This window comes from Pseudomonas flexibilis, from assembly GCF_000806415.1.
GTDB classification, from domain to species: Bacteria; Pseudomonadota; Gammaproteobacteria; order Pseudomonadales; family Pseudomonadaceae; genus Serpens; species Serpens flexibilis.
Map to the genome: position 1 here is coordinate 206,315 of NZ_JTAK01000005.1, position 17,616 is coordinate 223,930.

14 protein-coding genes are annotated in these 17,616 nt (G+C 67.1%); 6 read left to right on the forward strand and 8 right to left on the reverse strand.

Annotated features, from left to right (window positions below; genetic code table 11):
• The first annotated feature begins 4 nt into the window (after window positions 1-4).
• On the forward strand, window positions 5-493 hold the full coding sequence (locus PT85_RS13200; protein WP_039606884.1) for a VOC family protein: 489 nt from the start codon (window positions 5-7) through the stop codon (window positions 491-493).
• 22 nt (window positions 494-515) lie between these two features.
• On the opposite strand, the gene PT85_RS13205 is transcribed toward PT85_RS13200, so the two are convergent.
• Complete coding sequence (locus PT85_RS13205) at window positions 516-2,024, reverse strand: 2Fe-2S iron-sulfur cluster-binding protein (RefSeq protein WP_052237679.1); 1,509 nt, start codon at window positions 2,022-2,024, stop codon at window positions 516-518.
• A 142-nt stretch (window positions 2,025-2,166) separates the two neighbouring features.
• Here PT85_RS13205 and PT85_RS13210 point away from each other — a divergent pair, with 142 nt between their 5' ends.
• Together PT85_RS13210 and PT85_RS13215 are read left to right on the forward strand one after the other, a co-directional pair.
• Window positions 2,167-2,571 (forward strand): DUF1924 domain-containing protein, encoded by a 405-nt coding sequence (locus PT85_RS13210; RefSeq protein ID WP_039606885.1) that lies wholly within the window; start codon window positions 2,167-2,169, stop codon window positions 2,569-2,571.
• Window positions 2,572-2,580: 9 nt separating this feature from the next.
• On the forward strand, window positions 2,581-3,102 hold the full coding sequence (locus PT85_RS13215) for a diheme cytochrome c (protein WP_039606886.1): 522 nt from the start codon (window positions 2,581-2,583) through the stop codon (window positions 3,100-3,102).
• Between the two features lie 9 nt (window positions 3,103-3,111).
• Here PT85_RS13215 and zapE read toward each other — a convergent pair whose 3' ends face one another.
• Window positions 3,112-4,221, reverse strand: coding sequence for a cell division protein ZapE (gene zapE / locus PT85_RS13220; protein ID WP_039606887.1), 1,110 nt, complete (start codon window positions 4,219-4,221; stop codon window positions 3,112-3,114).
• 144 nt (window positions 4,222-4,365) lie between these two features.
• Here zapE and PT85_RS13225 point away from each other — a divergent pair, with 144 nt between their 5' ends.
• The 3 genes from PT85_RS13225 to glgB are packed head-to-tail and all read left to right on the forward strand — an operon-like array spanning window position 4,366 to window position 11,925.
• Window positions 4,366-6,375, forward strand: coding sequence for an alpha-1,4-glucan--maltose-1-phosphate maltosyltransferase (locus PT85_RS13225; protein ID WP_051587410.1), 2,010 nt, complete (start codon window positions 4,366-4,368; stop codon window positions 6,373-6,375).
• A 10-nt stretch (window positions 6,376-6,385) separates the two neighbouring features.
• Window positions 6,386-9,694, forward strand: a complete 3,309-nt coding sequence (gene treS / locus PT85_RS13230) for a maltose alpha-D-glucosyltransferase (RefSeq protein ID WP_027590307.1) — start codon at window positions 6,386-6,388, stop codon at window positions 9,692-9,694.
• Entirely contained in the window at window positions 9,691-11,925 is a 2,235-nt protein-coding gene (glgB, locus tag PT85_RS13235; RefSeq protein WP_052237680.1) for a 1,4-alpha-glucan branching protein GlgB, read from the forward strand. The genes treS and glgB overlap by 4 nt, the downstream gene beginning before the upstream one ends.
• A 13-nt stretch (window positions 11,926-11,938) precedes the next feature.
• On the opposite strand, the gene PT85_RS13240 is transcribed toward glgB, so the two are convergent.
• The 6 genes from PT85_RS13240 to PT85_RS13265 are packed head-to-tail and all read right to left on the reverse strand — an operon-like array spanning window position 11,939 to window position 17,552.
• On the reverse strand, window positions 11,939-12,898 hold the full coding sequence (locus tag PT85_RS13240; protein WP_039606888.1) for a lysylphosphatidylglycerol synthase domain-containing protein: 960 nt from the start codon (window positions 12,896-12,898) through the stop codon (window positions 11,939-11,941).
• Window positions 12,895-14,103, reverse strand: coding sequence for a cardiolipin synthase ClsB (gene clsB, locus PT85_RS13245; RefSeq protein ID WP_039606889.1), 1,209 nt, complete (start codon window positions 14,101-14,103; stop codon window positions 12,895-12,897). The genes PT85_RS13240 and clsB overlap by 4 nt, the downstream gene beginning before the upstream one ends.
• The gene (locus tag PT85_RS13250; protein ID WP_037008779.1) at window positions 14,100-14,876 is read right to left on the reverse strand and encodes an endonuclease/exonuclease/phosphatase family protein; all 777 of its coding nucleotides are present in this window, start codon (window positions 14,874-14,876) and stop codon (window positions 14,100-14,102) included. The genes clsB and PT85_RS13250 overlap by 4 nt, the downstream gene beginning before the upstream one ends.
• Window positions 14,873-15,787: a DUF72 domain-containing protein gene (locus tag PT85_RS13255; protein WP_039560267.1), complete on the reverse strand. Its 915-nt coding sequence runs from the start codon at window positions 15,785-15,787 to the stop codon at window positions 14,873-14,875. The genes PT85_RS13250 and PT85_RS13255 overlap by 4 nt, the downstream gene beginning before the upstream one ends.
• A 3-nt stretch (window positions 15,788-15,790) precedes the next feature.
• Window positions 15,791-17,110, reverse strand: coding sequence for a zinc-dependent alcohol dehydrogenase (locus tag PT85_RS13260; protein WP_039606890.1), 1,320 nt, complete (start codon window positions 17,108-17,110; stop codon window positions 15,791-15,793).
• 28 nt (window positions 17,111-17,138) lie between these two features.
• Window positions 17,139-17,552: a CBS domain-containing protein gene (locus PT85_RS13265; RefSeq protein WP_027590301.1), complete on the reverse strand. Its 414-nt coding sequence runs from the start codon at window positions 17,550-17,552 to the stop codon at window positions 17,139-17,141.
• Window positions 17,553-17,616 lie beyond the last annotated feature (64 nt).

Below are 17,616 nucleotides of genomic sequence, written 5' to 3' on the forward strand. Positions count from 1 at the left end.
CAAGATGAACAGCAAGAACAGAATCTGCCTCTGGTATGACGGCACCGCCCTGGAGGCGGCGACCTTCTACGCCGAGACCTTTCCGGACAGCGCGGTCGGCGCGATCACCCACGCCCCGGGCGACTATCCGGCCGGCAAGCAGGGCGATGTGTTGACCGTCGAGTTCACTGTCGCGGGCATTCCATGCCTGGGACTGAACGGCGGGCCGGCGTTCACCCACAGCGAGGCGTTCTCGTTCCAGATCGCCACCGACGACCAGGCCGAAACGGACCGCCTGTGGGAGGCGATTGTCGGCAACGGCGGCCAGGAAAGTGCCTGCGGCTGGTGCAAGGACAGGTGGGGACTGTCGTGGCAGATCACGCCGCGGGCCCTGACGGCCGCGATCGCCGATCCGGATCCCGCGGCCGCCAGGCGCGCCTTCGAGGCCATGATGGGCATGCACAAGATCGACATCGCGGCGATCGAGGCGGCGCGGGGCCGGACGACACCTTGAAGCACCGCCCGGCCTCGCCCCCTTAGTACTCCACCTGCAGCTCGGCGCTGTTCGGCTCGGCCTGGCAGGCCAGCGTCCAGCCCTGGCGCACCTGCTGCTCGCTGAGCACCTGGTTGCTGCGCATGGTCACGCTGCCGGCCACCACCCGGCACTTGCAGGCGGCGCAGATGCCCGAGCGGCAGGCGCTCGGCGGTTGCAGGCCTGCCTGCTCCATGGCGTCCAGCAGCACCTCGCCGCTAGCGACCTTCAGTTCGTGGCGCTTGCCGTCGAGCTCCACGCGCAAGTGACTACCGTGGCCGCCGTGCGCCTTTGAACTCGCAACCGCGCCAAAACGCTCCAGATGGATGCGTGCCTTGGCGACGCCCAGTTCCTCCAGCGCGGCGTGCGCCGTGTCCATGAAGGCCTGTGGCCCGCAGATGAAGCAGTCAGCACCGCGCCAGTCGGCCAGTTGCGTGGCGATGGCCCGCGCATCCGGCAGTCCCTGGCTGGCATCGAACCAGGCATGCAGTACCAGCCGCTGCGGATAGGCCCGCTGCAGTTCCACCAGTTCTCCGGCAAAGATCACCGAGTCGGCATCCCGGTTGGCCTGGAACAGGCACACCCGACCGCTGCCCTGCGCCAGCGCCGCGCGCAGGATCGCCATCAGCGGAGTGATGCCGCTGCCGGCGCCTAGCAGCAGTAGATCCGCGTCCAGGCTGCGCGGCACGAACTGCCCGGCCGGCGGCAGCGACTCGATGACGTCGCCCGGCTTGAGGTGATCGAGCAGCCAGGTCGAGGCCCGTCCACCAGGGACGCGCTTGACCGTAATGCGCAACTCAGCGTCGTGCGACAGCGAATAGCAGCGCAGCAGCGGCGGTTCGGCGCACGGCACCTTCAGGGTGAGGAACTGCCCCGGCTGCGCGGCGAAGCGGGCGCGCTGCTCGGCCGGCGCCCGCAGGACGAACGAACAGGCATCGGCCGTCTCGCTGTGCCGCGCGACGACTTGCAGACGCGTGAAGTCGCTCGCCGGCGCAGGGCTCGGCACCGGCTGGATGCCGCGCAGCATCGGCCCCACGGACGTGCGGCGAAACAGCAGCACATAGCCGATATGCAGGCCGATCAGCCACAGCCCCAGGTTGGCGAAGAACTCGTGGACCTCTTCGGAGTCGCCGAGCCAGCCGACGAAATTCAGATCGCTGGCGGCGCCAAACAGATCCGGCTGCACGCCGGGGAGGGCGGCCAGCACGTCGCCATTGTCGACCATGCCCAGGCCGATCAGGCTGGCCAGCGCGAAACTCGCCAGGGCGCCGAAGGTCAGCCAGGTGCCGACTGCGGACAGGCTCGGCGTGCGGCGCTCGGCCTTCGGCGGCAGCAGCGTCGGAAAGCCGCGCAGGCGCAGCGGTGCGATCAGCAGGCGCGCCACCAGCAGCACGAGCAGGCCGTAGCCCAGCCAGATATGCAGCAGTTCGGCATCGTCGCCGCTCAGATAGACGGCGATGAAAAATCCGGCCAGTAACCAGTGGAACAAGCGAAAGCGATTGAAGGCAGCCACGGCGGCGATCCTCTACGAATGGATTGCCCTCCTTGTAAGCCCATCACCTGAAGCGAAGCTGAATGCCCGGGCCAGAGCCGTTCAGCTTCGCTTCAGGTGGCGAGCCTAGGCTGCACACCCATCCCTTCCCGGAGAACGCACCATGAAAGCCCACTGGATTGCCCTTGCCTGTTGCCTGAGCCTGCCGGCGCTGGCTGAAACCGCACACCCGCTGCTGCCGGGCTACGCCGCCCAGGCGCGCCAGCAGGACCCGGCCTTTGCCGGCTTTTCCGCCGAACGCGGCAAGGCGTTGTATTACGCGGAGGAACAGCGCAACGGCAAGACCATGAGCTGCACCACCTGCCACACCGCCGATCCGCGCCAGGCCGGCAAGACACCGGCCCATCGCAAGGTCGAGCCGCTGGCGCCGGTGGCCAATCCGGCGCGTTTCACCGATGCGAAGAAGGTCGAGAAGTGGTTTCGCCGCAACTGCGACGATGTCTTCGCCCGCGAATGCACCGCCCAGGAGAAGGGCGATTTCATCACCTGGATCAACAGCCTGAAGTAGGAGCGCGCCATGAATATCGCCCGCATGGCGACCGTCGCCGGACTGACACTGACCCTGGGGCTGGTTGGCTACAGCTTCGCCGATGACGATGATGACCACGACCGGCGTTACAAGCGTCCCAAGCGCCTGGCGGTGCCGAGTGATGCCCCGCTGGTCTGGAAGGAGGAGTGCGCCGCCTGCCACATGCTCTACGTGCCGGGCCTGCTGCCGGCCGCTGCCTGGCGTCAGCAGATGAGCACCCTCGACGAGCACTACGGCAGTAATGCCACGCTGGAGCCGGCGCTGGAACAGCAGATCCTCGATTTCCTGGTGCGCGCCTCGGCGGCCAACCGCCTGCCGGTGGAACCCTCACCGACCGCCGGCGAGCCGCCGCGCATCAGCCAGACGCGTTGGTTCGAGCACAAGCACGACGAGGTCAGCGAAGCCAAGTTCCGCCGCGAAGCGGTCGGCGGCCGCGCCAACTGCGTGGCCTGCCACCGCGATGCCGAACGCGGCGACTTCGATGACGATCGGGTGAAGATTCCGCGCTGAAGAAGGTGATCAGCGCCCGAAGCGCTCCAGCTGCATTTCCCGCAACCGGCTCAAGGTGCGCCGGAACGGAAACGCCAGATAGCCTTGCTCGTACAACTGCTCAAGCGGTACGTCCGCTTCGATGTACAGCGGCACGCCCCGGTCGTAGCACTCGTCCACCAGGGCGATGAAGCGCCGCACCGCGTTGTCGTTGCGGGCGAGGGCGGGCAGGGTGCGATCGCCGGCCTGCACCTGTTCGCTGGCATCCTCGGTGCCCCGGGCGATGCGCCCCTCGCGTTGCTCACCACCCAGCACGGGCACATCGCCCAGCAGGATTGCGGGGAAGCGGTCGCACAGGGCGATGTAGTCCTGGGACGCCCAGGGCGCTTCGCACAGCGCGGCGAAGGAGGCCCAGAGTGTGGTTGCGCTCCGGGCAATGACCTCCAGGCTTCGTCCGTTGAGTTCCAGCGGCGCGTGCTCGACCAGCTTTCCGCCGGCCAGGGTGGAGAACAGGCCGGGCAGGACGGACGGCTGTTGTGGCTGGCGCACCCAATAGCGCTGGCAGGGCGTGCCCGGATGCAGGCGGTGATCCTGACTGCCGTCCATGCTGACCACCTGCATATGCCGCTCGATGGCCTTGATGGCCGGCAGGAAGCGCTCGCGGTTGAAACCGTCGGCGTACAGCTGCCCGGGCGGCTGGTTGGAGGTGACCACCAGCACCACGCCGTTGGCGAACAGTTTCTGCAACAGGCCTCCGAGCAGGATGGCATCGCCGATGTCGCTGACGAACAACTCGTCGAAGCACAGCACACGCACCTCGGCGGCCAGTTCGTCCGCCAGGCCCTGCAGCGGATCGGCAGTGCCGGTCAGCTGGAACAGGCGGCGGTGCACCCAACGCATGAAATGATGGAAATGCTGGCGGCGCGAGGGCAGCTGCAGGGCGTGCTGGAAGCGATCCATCAGCCAGGTCTTGCCCCGCCCCACCGGCCCCCAGAGGTACACGCCGTCGACCGCCTCTCCGGCGTGCAGGGCCCGCAAACAGTCGTCGAGCAACGCCACGGCGTGCCACTGAGCCGGGTCGGCAACGAAGCCCTGATGGTCGATGGCGTGGCGGTACAGGGCAGCAAGCGGCGAGGGCATGGAACGGCATCCCGGAGAACGAAAGGGCGAAGTATACGGGCGGCAGCGGCCCGCCGGCCTGCCTGAACTTTCCCACCCATCGCGGTTCGGTAATAGAGCCCCGGGTGAGCGGGGGCCAAACCTGACGGCAAGGGAACGACACCGATGCTGGACAAGCCTTTCGCTGCATCCTGGCGCCTGAGCGGCCGGGTCGGTCTGCAGGAAGCCCTGACCTTACCGCGTATCGCCATCGAGAACGTCGAGCCGGTGGTGGAAGGTGGGCGCTTTGCCGCCAAGGCCATCGTCGGCCAGCCGGTGACCATCAGCGCGGTGATCTTCACCGACGGTCACGAACTGATGGCCGCCGAACTGCTCTGGCGGCATGCCGAGCGCTCCGACTGGCACAGCCAGCCAATGACCCTGCTGGGCAACGATCACTGGCAGGCGCGCCTGCTGCCGAGCGAGACCGGCCGCCTGGTGTTCGCCATCGAGGCCTGGTGGGACGACTACGGCACCTACTGCAGTGAACTGCAGAAGAAACACGCCGCCGGCCTGCAGCTGGACTTGGAGCTGGAGGAGGGCCGCCGCCACCTGCGCGGCGCGATCAACCGCGCCAACGGCCAGCAGGCCGAGCAGTTGCGCCAGCTCAGCGAGCTGCTGGAACAGACCGAGGAACAGGACGCCCGAGTGGCGCTGCTGCTCGATGACCAGACCCGCCAGGTGATGGCCGACACCAGCGAGCGCGCCTTCCGCCTGCGCAGCCTCGACTATCCGCTGGAGGTGGAACGCCCCCTGGCGCAGTTCGCCAGCTGGTACGAGCTGTTCCCGCGCTCGGTGACCGACGACCCTCAACGCCACGGCACGTTTCGCGACGTGATCGGGCGCCTGCCGGAAATCGTCGCCATGGGCTTCGACGTGGTGTATTTCCCGCCCATCCACCCCATCGGCCATACCCACCGCAAGGGCCGCAACAACAGCCTGACGGCGGCGCCGGACGACCCCGGCAGCCCCTACGCCATCGGCAGCGAGGAAGGCGGCCACGATGCCATTCACCCCGAGCTGGGCAGCCTGGAGGATTTCCGTGAACTGGTGGCCGTGGCGCGCTCCCTGGGCCTGGAGGTGGCTCTGGATTTCGCCATCCAGTGCTCGCCGGATCACCCCTGGCTGCGCGAACACCCCGAGTGGTTCAGCTGGCGCCCGGACGGCAGCCTGCGCTATGCGGAAAACCCGCCCAAGAAATACGAGGACATCGTCAACGTCGACTTCTACGCCGAAGGCGCCCAGCCGGGCCTGTGGCAGGCCCTGCGCGACGTGGTGGCCTTCTGGGTTGAGCAGGGCGTGACGCTGTTCCGGGTCGACAACCCGCACACCAAGCCGCTGCCGTTCTGGGAATGGCTGATCGCCGATATCCGCGGTCGACATCCGGAGGTGATCTTCCTGTCCGAAGCCTTCACCCGCCCGGCGATGATGGCGCGCCTCGGCAAACTGGGCTTCAGCCAGAGCTACACCTACTTCACCTGGCGCAACACCAAGCGCGAGCTGGCCCAATACTTCAGCGAGCTGAACGAAACCCCGTGGCGCGACTGCTACCGGCCCAACTTCTTCGTCAACACGCCGGACATCAACCCGTTCTTCCTGCAGAGTTCGGGGCGTCCCGGTTTCCTGATCCGCGCCGCGCTGGCCACCATGGGCTCGGGGCTATGGGGCATGTACTCCGGCTTCGAGCTGTGCGAGGGCGAGGCGATTCCCGGCAAGGAGGAATACCTGCACTCCGAGAAGTACGAGATCAAGCCGCGCAACTACCGCCAGCCCGGCAACATCGTGGCCGAGATCGCCCGGCTCAACCTGATCCGCCGCAACAATCCCGCGCTGCAGAGTCACCTGGGCTTCACGCCCTACACCGTCTGGAACGACAACATCCTGTACTTCGGCAAGCGCAGCGAAGACCTTTCCAACTTCATCCTGGTGGCCATCAGCCTGGATCCGTACCACGCTCAGGAGGCGCATTTCGAGCTGCCGCTGTGGGAGTTCGGCCTGCCCGACGAGGCCAGCATGGACGGCGAGGACCTCATGAACGGCAAGCGCTGGACCTGGCACGGCAAGGTCCAGTGGATGCGCATCGAACCCTGGGTGCTGCCATTCGGTATCTGGCGCATCCGCCCCCACGGAACCTGAGGCAAGGAACATGGCGAAACGACCCCGGCCGCGCCCGGCGGCCTTCATCGACGACCCGCTCTGGTACAAGGACGCCGTCATCTACCAGGTGCACGTGAAGTCCTACCACGACGCCAACGGCGACGGCATCGGCGACTTCCAGGGCCTGATCGAACGCCTGGACTACATCGCCAGCCTGGGGGTGAACACCATCTGGCTGCTGCCGTTCTACCCCTCGCCACGCCGCGACGACGGCTACGACATTTCCGACTACCGCGCCGTGCACCCGGACTACGGCGACATGGCCACGGTGCGGCGCTTCATCGACGAGGCACACCGTCGCGGGCTGCGGGTGATCGCCGAGCTGGTCATCAACCACACCTCCGACCAGCACCCCTGGTTCCAGCGCGCCCGGCTGGCGCGCAAGGGCTCGCGCATGCGCGATTTCTACGTGTGGTCGGACACCAACCAGAAGTACCAGGGCACGCGGATCATCTTCCTGGACACGGAAACCTCCAACTGGACCTGGGACCCGGTGGCCAAGCAGTACTTCTGGCACCGTTTCTACTCTCACCAGCCGGATCTGAACTTCGACAATCCCATGGTGCTGCGTGGCGTGCTGAGCATCATGCGTTTCTGGCTGGACCTGGGCATCGACGGCCTGCGTCTGGACGCCATTCCCTACCTGATCGAGCGCGATGGCACCAACAACGAGAACCTGCCGGAAACCCACGAGGTCCTGAGGAAGATCCGCGCCGAGATCGAGGCCAACTACCCCGACCGCATGCTGTTGGCCGAGGCCAACCAGTGGCCGGAGGACACCCGCCCGTACTTCGGCGAGGGCGACGAGTGCCACATGGCCTTCCACTTCCCGCTGATGCCGCGCATGTACATGGCCATCGCCCAGGAAGACCGCTACCCGATCACCGACATCCTGCGCCAGACGCCAGAGATTCCCGAGAACTGCCAGTGGGCAATCTTCCTGCGCAACCACGATGAGCTGACCCTGGAGATGGTCACCGACCACGAGCGCGACTACCTGTGGAACGTCTACGCCGCCGACCGCCGCGCGCGCTTGAACCTGGGCATCCGCCGCCGCCTGGCACCCCTGGTGGAGCGCGACCGCCGGCGCATCGAGCTGCTGCACAGCCTGCTGTTCTCCATGCCCGGCACACCGACGCTGTACTACGGCGACGAGATCGGCATGGGCGACAACATCTACCTGGGCGACCGCGACGGCGTGCGCACGCCGATGCAATGGAGCAGCGACCGCAACGGTGGCTTCTCGCGCGCCGATCCGGCCAGCCTGGTGCTGCCGCCGATCATGGACCCGCTGTACGGCTATCAGAGCGTCAACGTGGAAGCCCAGCTGCGCGACCCGCACTCGCTCCTGAACTGGACACGGCGCATGCTGGCGGTGCGCAAGCAGCAGAAGGCCTTCGGCCGCGGCGAGATGAAGATGCTGGCGCCCAGCAACCGGCGCGTGCTCGCCTACCTGCGCGAATACACCGGCGTCGATGGCAGGCACGAGATCATCCTGTGCGTGGCCAACCTGTCGCGGGCCGCCCAGGCCGCCGAGCTGGAGTTGTCCGCGTTCGATGGCAAGGTGCCGGTGGAGATGCTCGGTGGCAGCGCCTTTCCGCCGATCGGCGAACTGCCTTATCTCCTCACCTTGCCGCCCTACGGCTTCTACTGGTTCCTGCTCGCCGAGGCCACGCAGATGCCCGCCTGGCACCAGCCGGCGCTGGAACGCATGCCGGAGCTGATGACCCTGGTGATCAAGCGCGACCTGCAGGAGCTGCTCGAACCGCCGCTGCGCGAAACCCTGGAAAACGACATCCTGCCCACCTACCTGGCCAAACGGCGCTGGTTCGGCGGCAACCCGCAAGGCCGCCTGCACCTGCTCTACCTGCAGCCGCTGACCAGCGAAGCCTATGCGCTGTGCGAGCTGGAGGTGCTGGGCAACGACGGCCCCGCGCACTACCAGCTGCCGCTGGCCTTCCTCGGCGACGGGCAGGCGGGCACCAGCCTGGCCCAGCGCCTGGCCCTGGGACGCCTGCGCCGGCGCCAGCGGGTTGGCCTGCTCACCGACGCCGTGAGCCTGCCTGGCTTCACCCACGACGTGCTGCAGGCCCTGCGTGCGCAACGCGAGATGAACTGGCGCCACACCCGGCTGATCTTCCACGGCACTGCGAAGCTCGCGGAGCTGGAGGTCATTGAGGATGAACCCATCGAACCGATGACGGCCGAGCAGTCCAACAGCTCGGTGCTGATCGGCGAACGCATGGTCCTCAAGGTGATCCGCCGTATCCGTCCCGGCATCCATCCGGAGGCCGAAATGGGCGGCTACCTGACCGAGCAGGGCTTTCCGCACATCGCGCCGCTGCTGGGCGAGGTGCGGCGCATGGATTCCGAAGGCACTCCGCACACCCTGATGCTGCTGCAGGGCTACCTGGACAGCCAGGGCGACGCCTGGAACTGGACGCAGAACAACCTGGAGCGCGCCATCCGTGACGAACTGGCCGGGGGCCTGTCCAGCCAGGAAAATCAGTTCGGCGCGCTGGAGGAGCTGACCGCCTTCGCCCATATGCTGGGTCGGCGCCTGGGCGAGATGCACCGGGTACTGGCGCGCCCCTCGAACAATCCCGCGTTCGGTGCCCGCGCTGCCGACAGCGCCCTCTGCAACACCTGGGCGGCGGACATCGCCGAGCAACTGCGCGAGGCGCTGCGCGTGCTGGACAGCCAGCGCGGGCAACTACCGGCCGAGGTGCGCACCGAGGCCGCCTGGCTGAGCGAGCAGGGCGACGCGCTGGAGGCCCTGGTGAAGCGCCTGGCCCGCCAGGTGGCGGGAGGCCTGGTGATGCGCGTGCACGGTGACCTGCACCTGGGGCAGGTGCTGGTGGTCGGTGGCGACGCCTACCTGATCGACTTCGAGGGCGAGCCGGAGCGCAGCCTGGAGGAGCGCCGTGCCAAGCACAGTCCCTACAAGGACGTCACCGGCGTGCTGCGCTCCTTCGATTACGCGGCCGCGCTGGCCATGCGCAACGCCCAGGGCAGCGACAGCTCCGAGGAAGCGGCCCGGGCCCGGCGCGCCATTGCCGACAGCTACCTGCAACAGTCACGCACGGCCTTCCTCGCCGCCTATCGGCGAGCGGCCGCCGAACTGGCGCACACCTGGAAGGAAGCGGGCGGCGAAGAGGCGGCCCTGGCCTTGTTCGGCATCGAAAAAGCCGCCTATGAACTGCGCTATGAGGCGCGTTACCGGCCAGACTGGCTGGAAGTCCCGCTGCACGGATTGGTCGATCTGTGCAGCCCGCTGCTGGAGAAATCGCACCCATGAACGACCTGGCCCCCGCCGTGCAGCGAGCCACCGAACGTGCCGCCATCGAGGCCCTGGAGCAGGGCGAACACGGCAATCCGTTTGCCTTTCTGGGCCCGCACCGCGACGGCGACGGTGCCTTCATCCGCGCCTGGCTGCCCGGCGCGCAGCGTGTCGAGCTGCTGGCGGCATCCCGGGGCGCCCCCACGGGCGACGGGCCGCCGGACGGCGAGTTGCTGGGCGAGATGGCACAACCCCACCCCGGGTTGTTCTGTCTGCGCATCGAACCGCCCCGCGATTACCGCTACCGCATCCATTGGCCAGACAGCGTGCAGGAAACCGAGGACCCCTACGCCTTCGGCCCGCTGCTGGGCGATCTGGACATCTACCTGTTCAGCGAGGGCAATCACCGTCAGTTGGGCGAGGTGTTCGGCGCCCAGCTGGCGCGGCACGAGGAGGTGGACGGCGTGCGCTTCGCCGTCTGGGCGCCCAATGCGCGGCGGGTGTCGGTGGTCGGCAACTTCAATGCCTGGGACGGGCGTCGTCATCCGATGCGCCTGCGCCACCCCTCTGGCGTGTGGGAGCTGTTCATTCCCCGCCTCGGCGTCGGAGAGATCTACAAGTACGAGATCCTCGGTCAGGAGGGCCTGCTGCCGCTCAAGGCCGACCCTCTGGCGCGCACCAGCGAGCCGCCGCCGGCCACCGGTTCGGTGGTGGCCGCGCCGCTGGATTATTCCTGGAACGATGCCGAATGGGTGGAACAGCGCCCGCAGCGCCAGGCCCATGACCAGCCACTGGCCATCTATGAAGTGCACGTCGGCTCCTGGCGGCGCCACGGCGAACGGGACGGTCGGCAACTGAGCTGGGCGGAACTGAGCGAACAGCTGATCCCCTATGTGCTGGACCTGGGCTTCACCCATATCGAGCTGTTGCCGATCATGGAGCACCCGTTCGGCGGCTCCTGGGGCTATCAGCCGCTGGGCCTGTTCGCCCCCACCGCCCGCCACGGCAGTCCGCAGGATTTCGCCGCCTTCGTGGACGCCTGCCACCGCGCGGGGTTGGGGGTGATCCTCGACTGGGTGCCGGCGCATTTCCCCACCGACCCCCATGGCCTGGGCCGCTTCGACGGCACCGCGCTGTACGAATACGCCCACCCCTTCGAGGGCTTTCACCGCGACTGGGACACCTACATCTACAACCTCGGACGCACCGAGGTGCACGGTTTCATGCTCGCCTCGGCCCTCCACTGGCTGCGCACTTTCCATATCGACGGGCTGCGCGTGGACGCCGTGGCCTCGATGCTCTACCGGGACTATTCCCGAGAGCCCGGCGAATGGATTCCCAACCGCCACGGCGGCCGCGAAAACCTGGAGGCCATCGACTTCCTCTGCCACCTCAACGACGTGGTGAACCTGGAGGTGCCCGGCGCGCTGGTGATCGCCGAGGAGTCCACTGCCTGGCCCGGGGTCAGCCGGCCGACCCGCGAAGGCGGGCTGGGCTTTGCCTACAAGTGGAACATGGGCTGGATGCACGACAGCCTGCGCTACATCGCCGAAGACCCCATCCATCGTGGACATCACCACGACGAACTGACCTTCGGACTGCTCTACGCCTTTTCCGAACAGTTCATCCTGCCCATCTCCCACGACGAGGTGGTGCACGGCAAGCGCTCGCTGCTGGACAAGATGCCCGGCGACCGCTGGCAGCAATTCGCCAATCTGCGGCTGTTCTTCAGCTTCATGTGGACGCACCCGGGCAAGAAGCTGCTGTTCATGGGCTGCGAGTTCGGCCAGTGGCGCGAGTGGGACCATGATCAGGAACTGGACTGGTACCTGTTGCGCTACGGCGACCATGTCGGCGTGCAGAGCCTGGTGCGCACCCTCAACCAGCTGCATCGCGAAGAGCCGGCGCTGCACCGTCTGGACGGCAATAGCGCAGGTTTTCGCTGGGTGATTGGCGACGATCACAGCAACAGCGTCTACGCCTGGCTGCGCCACGACCGGGACGGCGCGACCCTGCTGGTGGTGCACAACTTCACCCCGGTGCCGCGCAACGCCTACCGCATCGGCGTGCCGCTACCCGGCCGCTGGACAGTGCTGCTCAACAGCGACGACGAGCTGTACGCCGGCTCTGGCGCCGGCAGCCGGGGCGAACTGCAGAGCGAGGAGCAGGCCAGCCATGGCGAAGCCCATTCGCTGATCCTCGACCTGCCGCCGCTGGGCAGCCTGGTTCTCAAGCCGGCTGAGAACTAGCGCCGTTTCGGCGTCAGCGCGATGCCTGGAATCGTGCGCCCGCCCGGCGCTCCAGCAGCAGATAGAGCGCGCAGGCCACCAGCAGGGGCAGCAGGAAGTACAGCGCCCGGTAGCCGATCAGCGCAGCCAGCAGGGCGCTGGCCGGCATCTGGTGCTGCAGCATGGCGAGAAAGATGGCTTCCAGTACGCCCAGTCCGGCGGGGATGTGGGTGACTACGCCGGCGATGGCACTGATCAGCAGAATGCCCAGCACCGTGGCAAAGCCGGCGCGCTCGGGCAGCAGCAGGGTGATGAGCAACGCCATCAGGCACCAGTTCAGGGCGCCCATGCTGGCCTGCAGCAGGGCGAAGCGCAGCGAGGGCAGGGTAATGCGGTGGGCGCGCCAATGCCAGGTGCGATGGGTGGCGAAGCGGCAGGCCAACAGGTAGGCGACGCCGGCCAGCAGCAGCAGTACGCCGACAATACGTAACCCCTCGCTACCCAGACGCCAGTGCTCCGGCAATTCCAGCAGCCCCAGCGCGAAGACCAAGCCGGCCATCAGTATGTAACCCAGCCAGTTGGTGATGATGCTGGTGCTGAGAATCCGCGTGATGGTGGACAGGTCCAGGCCCAGGCGGGAGTACAGGCGGTAGCGCATGGCCACACTACCGACCCAGGAGCCCAGGTTCAGGTTGAAGGCGTAGCAGACGAACGCCACCCGCAGCACCTGCCGCGTGGGCAACTGGTGCCCGGTGTAGGCACGCCCGAGCAGATCGAATGCGCTGAACAGCAGATGGCTCACCAGTACCAGCGCCACGCCCAGGACCAGCGTTGCCAGGCTGAAGCCGCGCAACGCCTGCCAGACTTCGCGCCAATCCACATGGCGAATCAGGTTGAACAGCAGCACGGCCAGCAGGCTGACCAGCGCCAGGGTAACCAGCCGCCGCAACAGGCGCCGGCCGCGCGGCACGCTGCGCACTGTCTCGTTGTTCATGACTTGCCGGACCCGCAAGCGATAGTGTCCGGCGATTCCGCTGCGGCGGTGGTCAGCTTGGGACGGTGGGCCGGGAACCAGCCCAGCACGGCGGGGAAGTGCCGGGCGGCGTGGAAACCCAGAAACATCAGCGGCGCGCGCCACCAGTAGCCACGCCGCAGCACCTGGCGAGTGACCGGCTTGCAGCGGGTTTCAGCCAGCTCGCTGAGGTGGGCGAACAACCGCTGGTTGAAGGTTGGATCGCGGATGAACAGGTTGGCCTCCAGGTTCAGGGACAGGCTCAGCGGATCGAGATTGCTGGAGCCCACCGTGCTCCATTCCCGGTCGGCCAGGGCCACCTTGCCATGCAGCGGCTTCTCGCAGTACTCGTAGATCTGCACGCCGTCGCGCAGCAGATAGTCATACAGCAGGCGCCCCAATACCCACACCCAGCGCATGTCCGGTTGTCCCTGCAGGATCAACGACACCTGCACGCCGCGCTGGGCGGCGTTGCGCAGCTCGCGCAGCAGCCGGTAGCCGGGGAAGAAGTAGGCATTGGCCACCAGCAGCCGCTCGCGGGCGTTGCGGATCGCCGCCATGTACTGGTCCTCGATGTCGTCCTGGTGGGCGTCGTTGTCGCGGATCGCCAGCAGCATGGCACTGCGCCCCTGGCTGCCGGGGCTGGGACGCAGCCCGGCCCCCGGGGTATCGACGCCACACTGGGCCAGCAACTCCACGGCGGCGCGGTGGATGTCGGCCACCACCGGGCCGCGCACCTCGACGGCGTAATCCTGCTTGGCCATGGGACCGAACTCCTGCAGGTGATCCAGGCAGAAGTTGATGCCCCCCACATAGGCGACCTCGCCATCGACCACCACGATCTTGCGGTGCAGCCGGCGGAACAGGTTGGTGCGCATACCGAACATCTTCGGGCGCGGGTCGAACAGGTGTACCCGCACGCCGACGCGGGTCAGGGCTTCGATGTAGGCCTTGCCCAGGTCGGCGGTGCCGTAGCCGTCGGCGGTCACCTCGATGCGCACGCCGCGCTCGGCCGCTTCGATCAGCGCCTGTTGCAGCGCCTGGCCGACCGGGTCCTCGAAGATGATGAAGGTTTCCACCAGCACCTCGTGGCGCGCCGCGCGGATCGCCTCGAATACCCGAGGAAAGTAGTCCTCGCCATTGATCAGCAGCTCCACCTGGTTCTGCCCATGCCAGACCCCGGTCATAGATGCACCTCCACAGACAGCGGCGCATGGTCGGACAGATGCGACCAGGGGCGACGGGTCAGCGCCCGTGCCTCATGCCCGCTGGCATTGCGCAGATAGACCCGATCCAGCGGCAACAACGGCCAGCGCGCCGGAAAGCTCTTCGCTGGCGCGCCGTAGGCGCGGGTGAACACCTCGTGCAGGCCGCACTCGGCCAGCAGCGGATCGGCCGTGCGGCGCCAGTCATTGAAATCCCCGGCGACGATCACCGCCGCGTCGCCGGGCAGCTCGGCCAGCAGGCCGCACAGCAGACGCAACTGGCGACGGCGGTGACTCTCCCGCAAGCCCAGGTGCACGCAGATGGCATGCACCTCGCGGTCACCGGGCACGTCCAACTCGGCATGCAGCAGGCCGCGCACTTCATGATCACCGATGGACACGTCATGGTTGTGGAACGCCAGGATCGGAAACTTGGAGAGCAGGGCGTTGCCGTGGTCGCCATCCGGGTACACCGCGTTGCGCCCGTAGGCGAACTCCGGCCACATGCTGTCGGCCAGGAATTCGTACTGCGGCGTCGGTGGCCACTCCTTCCAGCGCAACGGATGACGGTGATGGGTGCCATGCACTTCCTGCAGGAACACCAGCTCGGTGGACAGGGTGCGCACCGCATCGCGCAGCTCCGGCAGGATGAAGCGCCGGTTGAACACATTGAAGCCCTTGTGGGTATTGACGGTCAGCAGCCGCAGCCGGTGCACCGCCGGCCGCTGGCTGTGGCGCAGCGATTCGGGACTCATGACCGCGCCTCCAACTGGCCCGGCGCGTACTCCAGTCGATCCGCCAGCCCCAGCCGTTCCAGCAGGGCGCGTGCGTCATAGGGCGCGCGGACCTTGATGTCGTTGTCGAAGTAGCAGTAGGCATCCCGGGGCTGGTGCTCGACCGCACGGTGCGGATCGATCAGGTGGGCGTCCTCGGGCTGGTCGCCGTGGGTCCACAAGCGAATGCGCGCGGCCCAGCGGTCCAGCGCCTCGTCGCTGTAGCCGCTGGCATAGAGCTCTTCGTCGCCATGCAACCGCAAGTAGAGGAAGTCGCTGGTCACATCTTCCTGATAGGGCCATTTGCCGGCGGTGTCGGCCACCACCAGGGCGACCCGGTAGCGGCTCAGCAGCTCTACGAAGGCCGGCACCACGAAACTGCGGTGGCGGATTTCCACGGCGTGGCGCAGCGGCCCCTCGCGGGTGAACTCCAGCGAACCTTTGCGGCGCAGCGTGCTGTCGCACTTCATGGCACAGGCGCGCGCGGCCTCAGCATCCTGAGGCAGCAGATCGAGGAAGTGCTCGAACTGCCCGGCATCAAAGCGAAAGCTGGGGGGAAACTGCCAGAGCATGGGCCCCAGCTTGTCTTCCAGGCGCAGCACCCCCGACGCGAAGAAGTTGGCCACCGGGGTTTCCACGTCGCGCAGGCGTCGCACATGGGTAATGAAGCGCGGTGCCTTGACACTGAACACGAAGCCCTCGGGCGTGTCGGCGTACCAGCCGGCGTAGCGCTCAGGCGTCTGCAGGGCATAGAAGGAACCGTTGATCTCGATGCTGCCCACTGTGCGCGAGGCATAGTGCAGCTCGTTCTTTTGCGCCAGACCTTCGGGATAGAAGTCGCCCCGCCAGGGCGCGTAGCGCCAGCCGGAAATGCCGATGCGTATCTCGCTCATCGCTCAGGAGCGCTTGGGCGCCGTAATCGCCGGGGGATCGCTGGCCGGGAAGGAGTCCTCGATGGCGTCATCCAGCAGCGCCTCACCGTGTACCTGCTCCTCATCGCCCGTGCGTGCCTGCTGCCGCTGGGGATGCAGCTCCACCTTCACCCAGCCGCTTTCCCGTCGGTCGAATGCCTGGAAGGCAGCAATGGCATCGCCCATGGGTTTGACCTGGGTGAGGATCTGCGCCGGATCGATCGCTCCGGACAGCACCAGCTCGATGAGTTTCGGGATGTAGCGCCGGTGTGGGCAGTTTCCCATCTTGATGGTGAGGTTCTTCATCATCGCCATGCCGATGGGGAAGCTGCGTGCCTGCTCCGGATACACACCGATGATGGACAAGGTGCCGGCCTTGGCCAGGCCTTCCACGGCCCACTGCAGCACTTGGCTGGGCGCGTCGCCGGGATGCCAGTTGTCACCGTCAGGGTGGGTGTGCGGCGCCACGCTGGCGACTTCCTCCCGGAAGTGGCCGGTCTCCCCGTGCCGTGCGGCCTGATGGGGCTGCTCGGCATCCACGCCCACCGCGTCGATGGCGCGGTCCACGCCGATGCCGGCCGTCAGCCGGCGCAGGGTGGCGACCGGGTCTTCCTTGTCGAAGTTGATCACCTCCGCACCCTGCTGGCGGGCCATGTGCAAACGGTCTTCCAGGTGATCGATGGCAAAGACCTGCCCGGCGCCCAGGAGCAGGGCGCTGGCAATGGCGAACTGGCCCACCGGGCCACAGCCGAACACCGCCACGGTGTCCCCCGGTTTGATTTCCGCCAGTTCGGCGCCGAAATAGCCGGTGGGAAAGATGTCCGACAGCAGGATCGCCTGGTCGTCGCTGATCTTGCTGGGCAGCTTCACCAGCCCCACGTGGGCGAACGGCACGCGCACCTTTTCGGCCTGCATGCCATGGAACGGACCGGTGCTCTTCGGCCCTCCGAAGAAAGCGGTGCCGGCCTGCGGACCGTTGGGGTTGGCCACATCGCACTGGGAGTAGTAGCCGGCACGGCAGTACACGCAGTTGCCACAGGCGATGGTCGAGCCGATCACCACCCGGTCGCCGATTTGCAGGTTGCGCACGTCAGCGCCCAGCGCCTCGACGATGCCCACGCCTTCGTGGCCGAGAATGGTGCCCGGCACCATGCCGGTCATGGTGCCCCGCACCATGTGCAGGTCGGTGCCGCAGATCGCCGACGCCGTGATCCGCACGATGGCATCGGTGGGTGCCTGCAGCGTCGGTTCCGCTACCTCTTCCAGGCGGATGTCGCCCACGTCATGGAATACCACGGCCTTCATGATCAGTCTCCCGGCCCGGCAGGGCGCCTCAGTGCGCCTTGGCAACGCCGCGCAGCACCGTGTCGCTGGCGCGCTGGCTGTGGATGCTGGCGATGTTGCCCAGGGATACCACGCCGATCAGCCGCTTCTCGCGGTTGAGCACCGGCAGGCGGCGCACCTGGATATCGGCCATGTTCTGGGCCACATGCTGGACGTCCTCGTCCTCGAAGCAGTAGCGGATGCCACTGCTCATCACCTGGCGCACCGGCGTGTCGGGCGACAGGCCCTGGGCCACCGCGCGGATGGCGATGTCGCGATCGGTCAGCATGCCGACCAGTCGGTCGCCTTCATGCACCAGCAGGGCGCCGCAGTCGATGCGCTGCATCAGACTGGCCGCCTCCTGGATGCTTTGTTCGGGAAGGATGGTCTGCACGTCGCGGGTCATGACTTCGGAAATCTTCATGACGAGGTCCTCCGGATTGCTGGAATGCGAGCCTGGCGGATGTCTGTCCGCCCCCTCTAGCGTC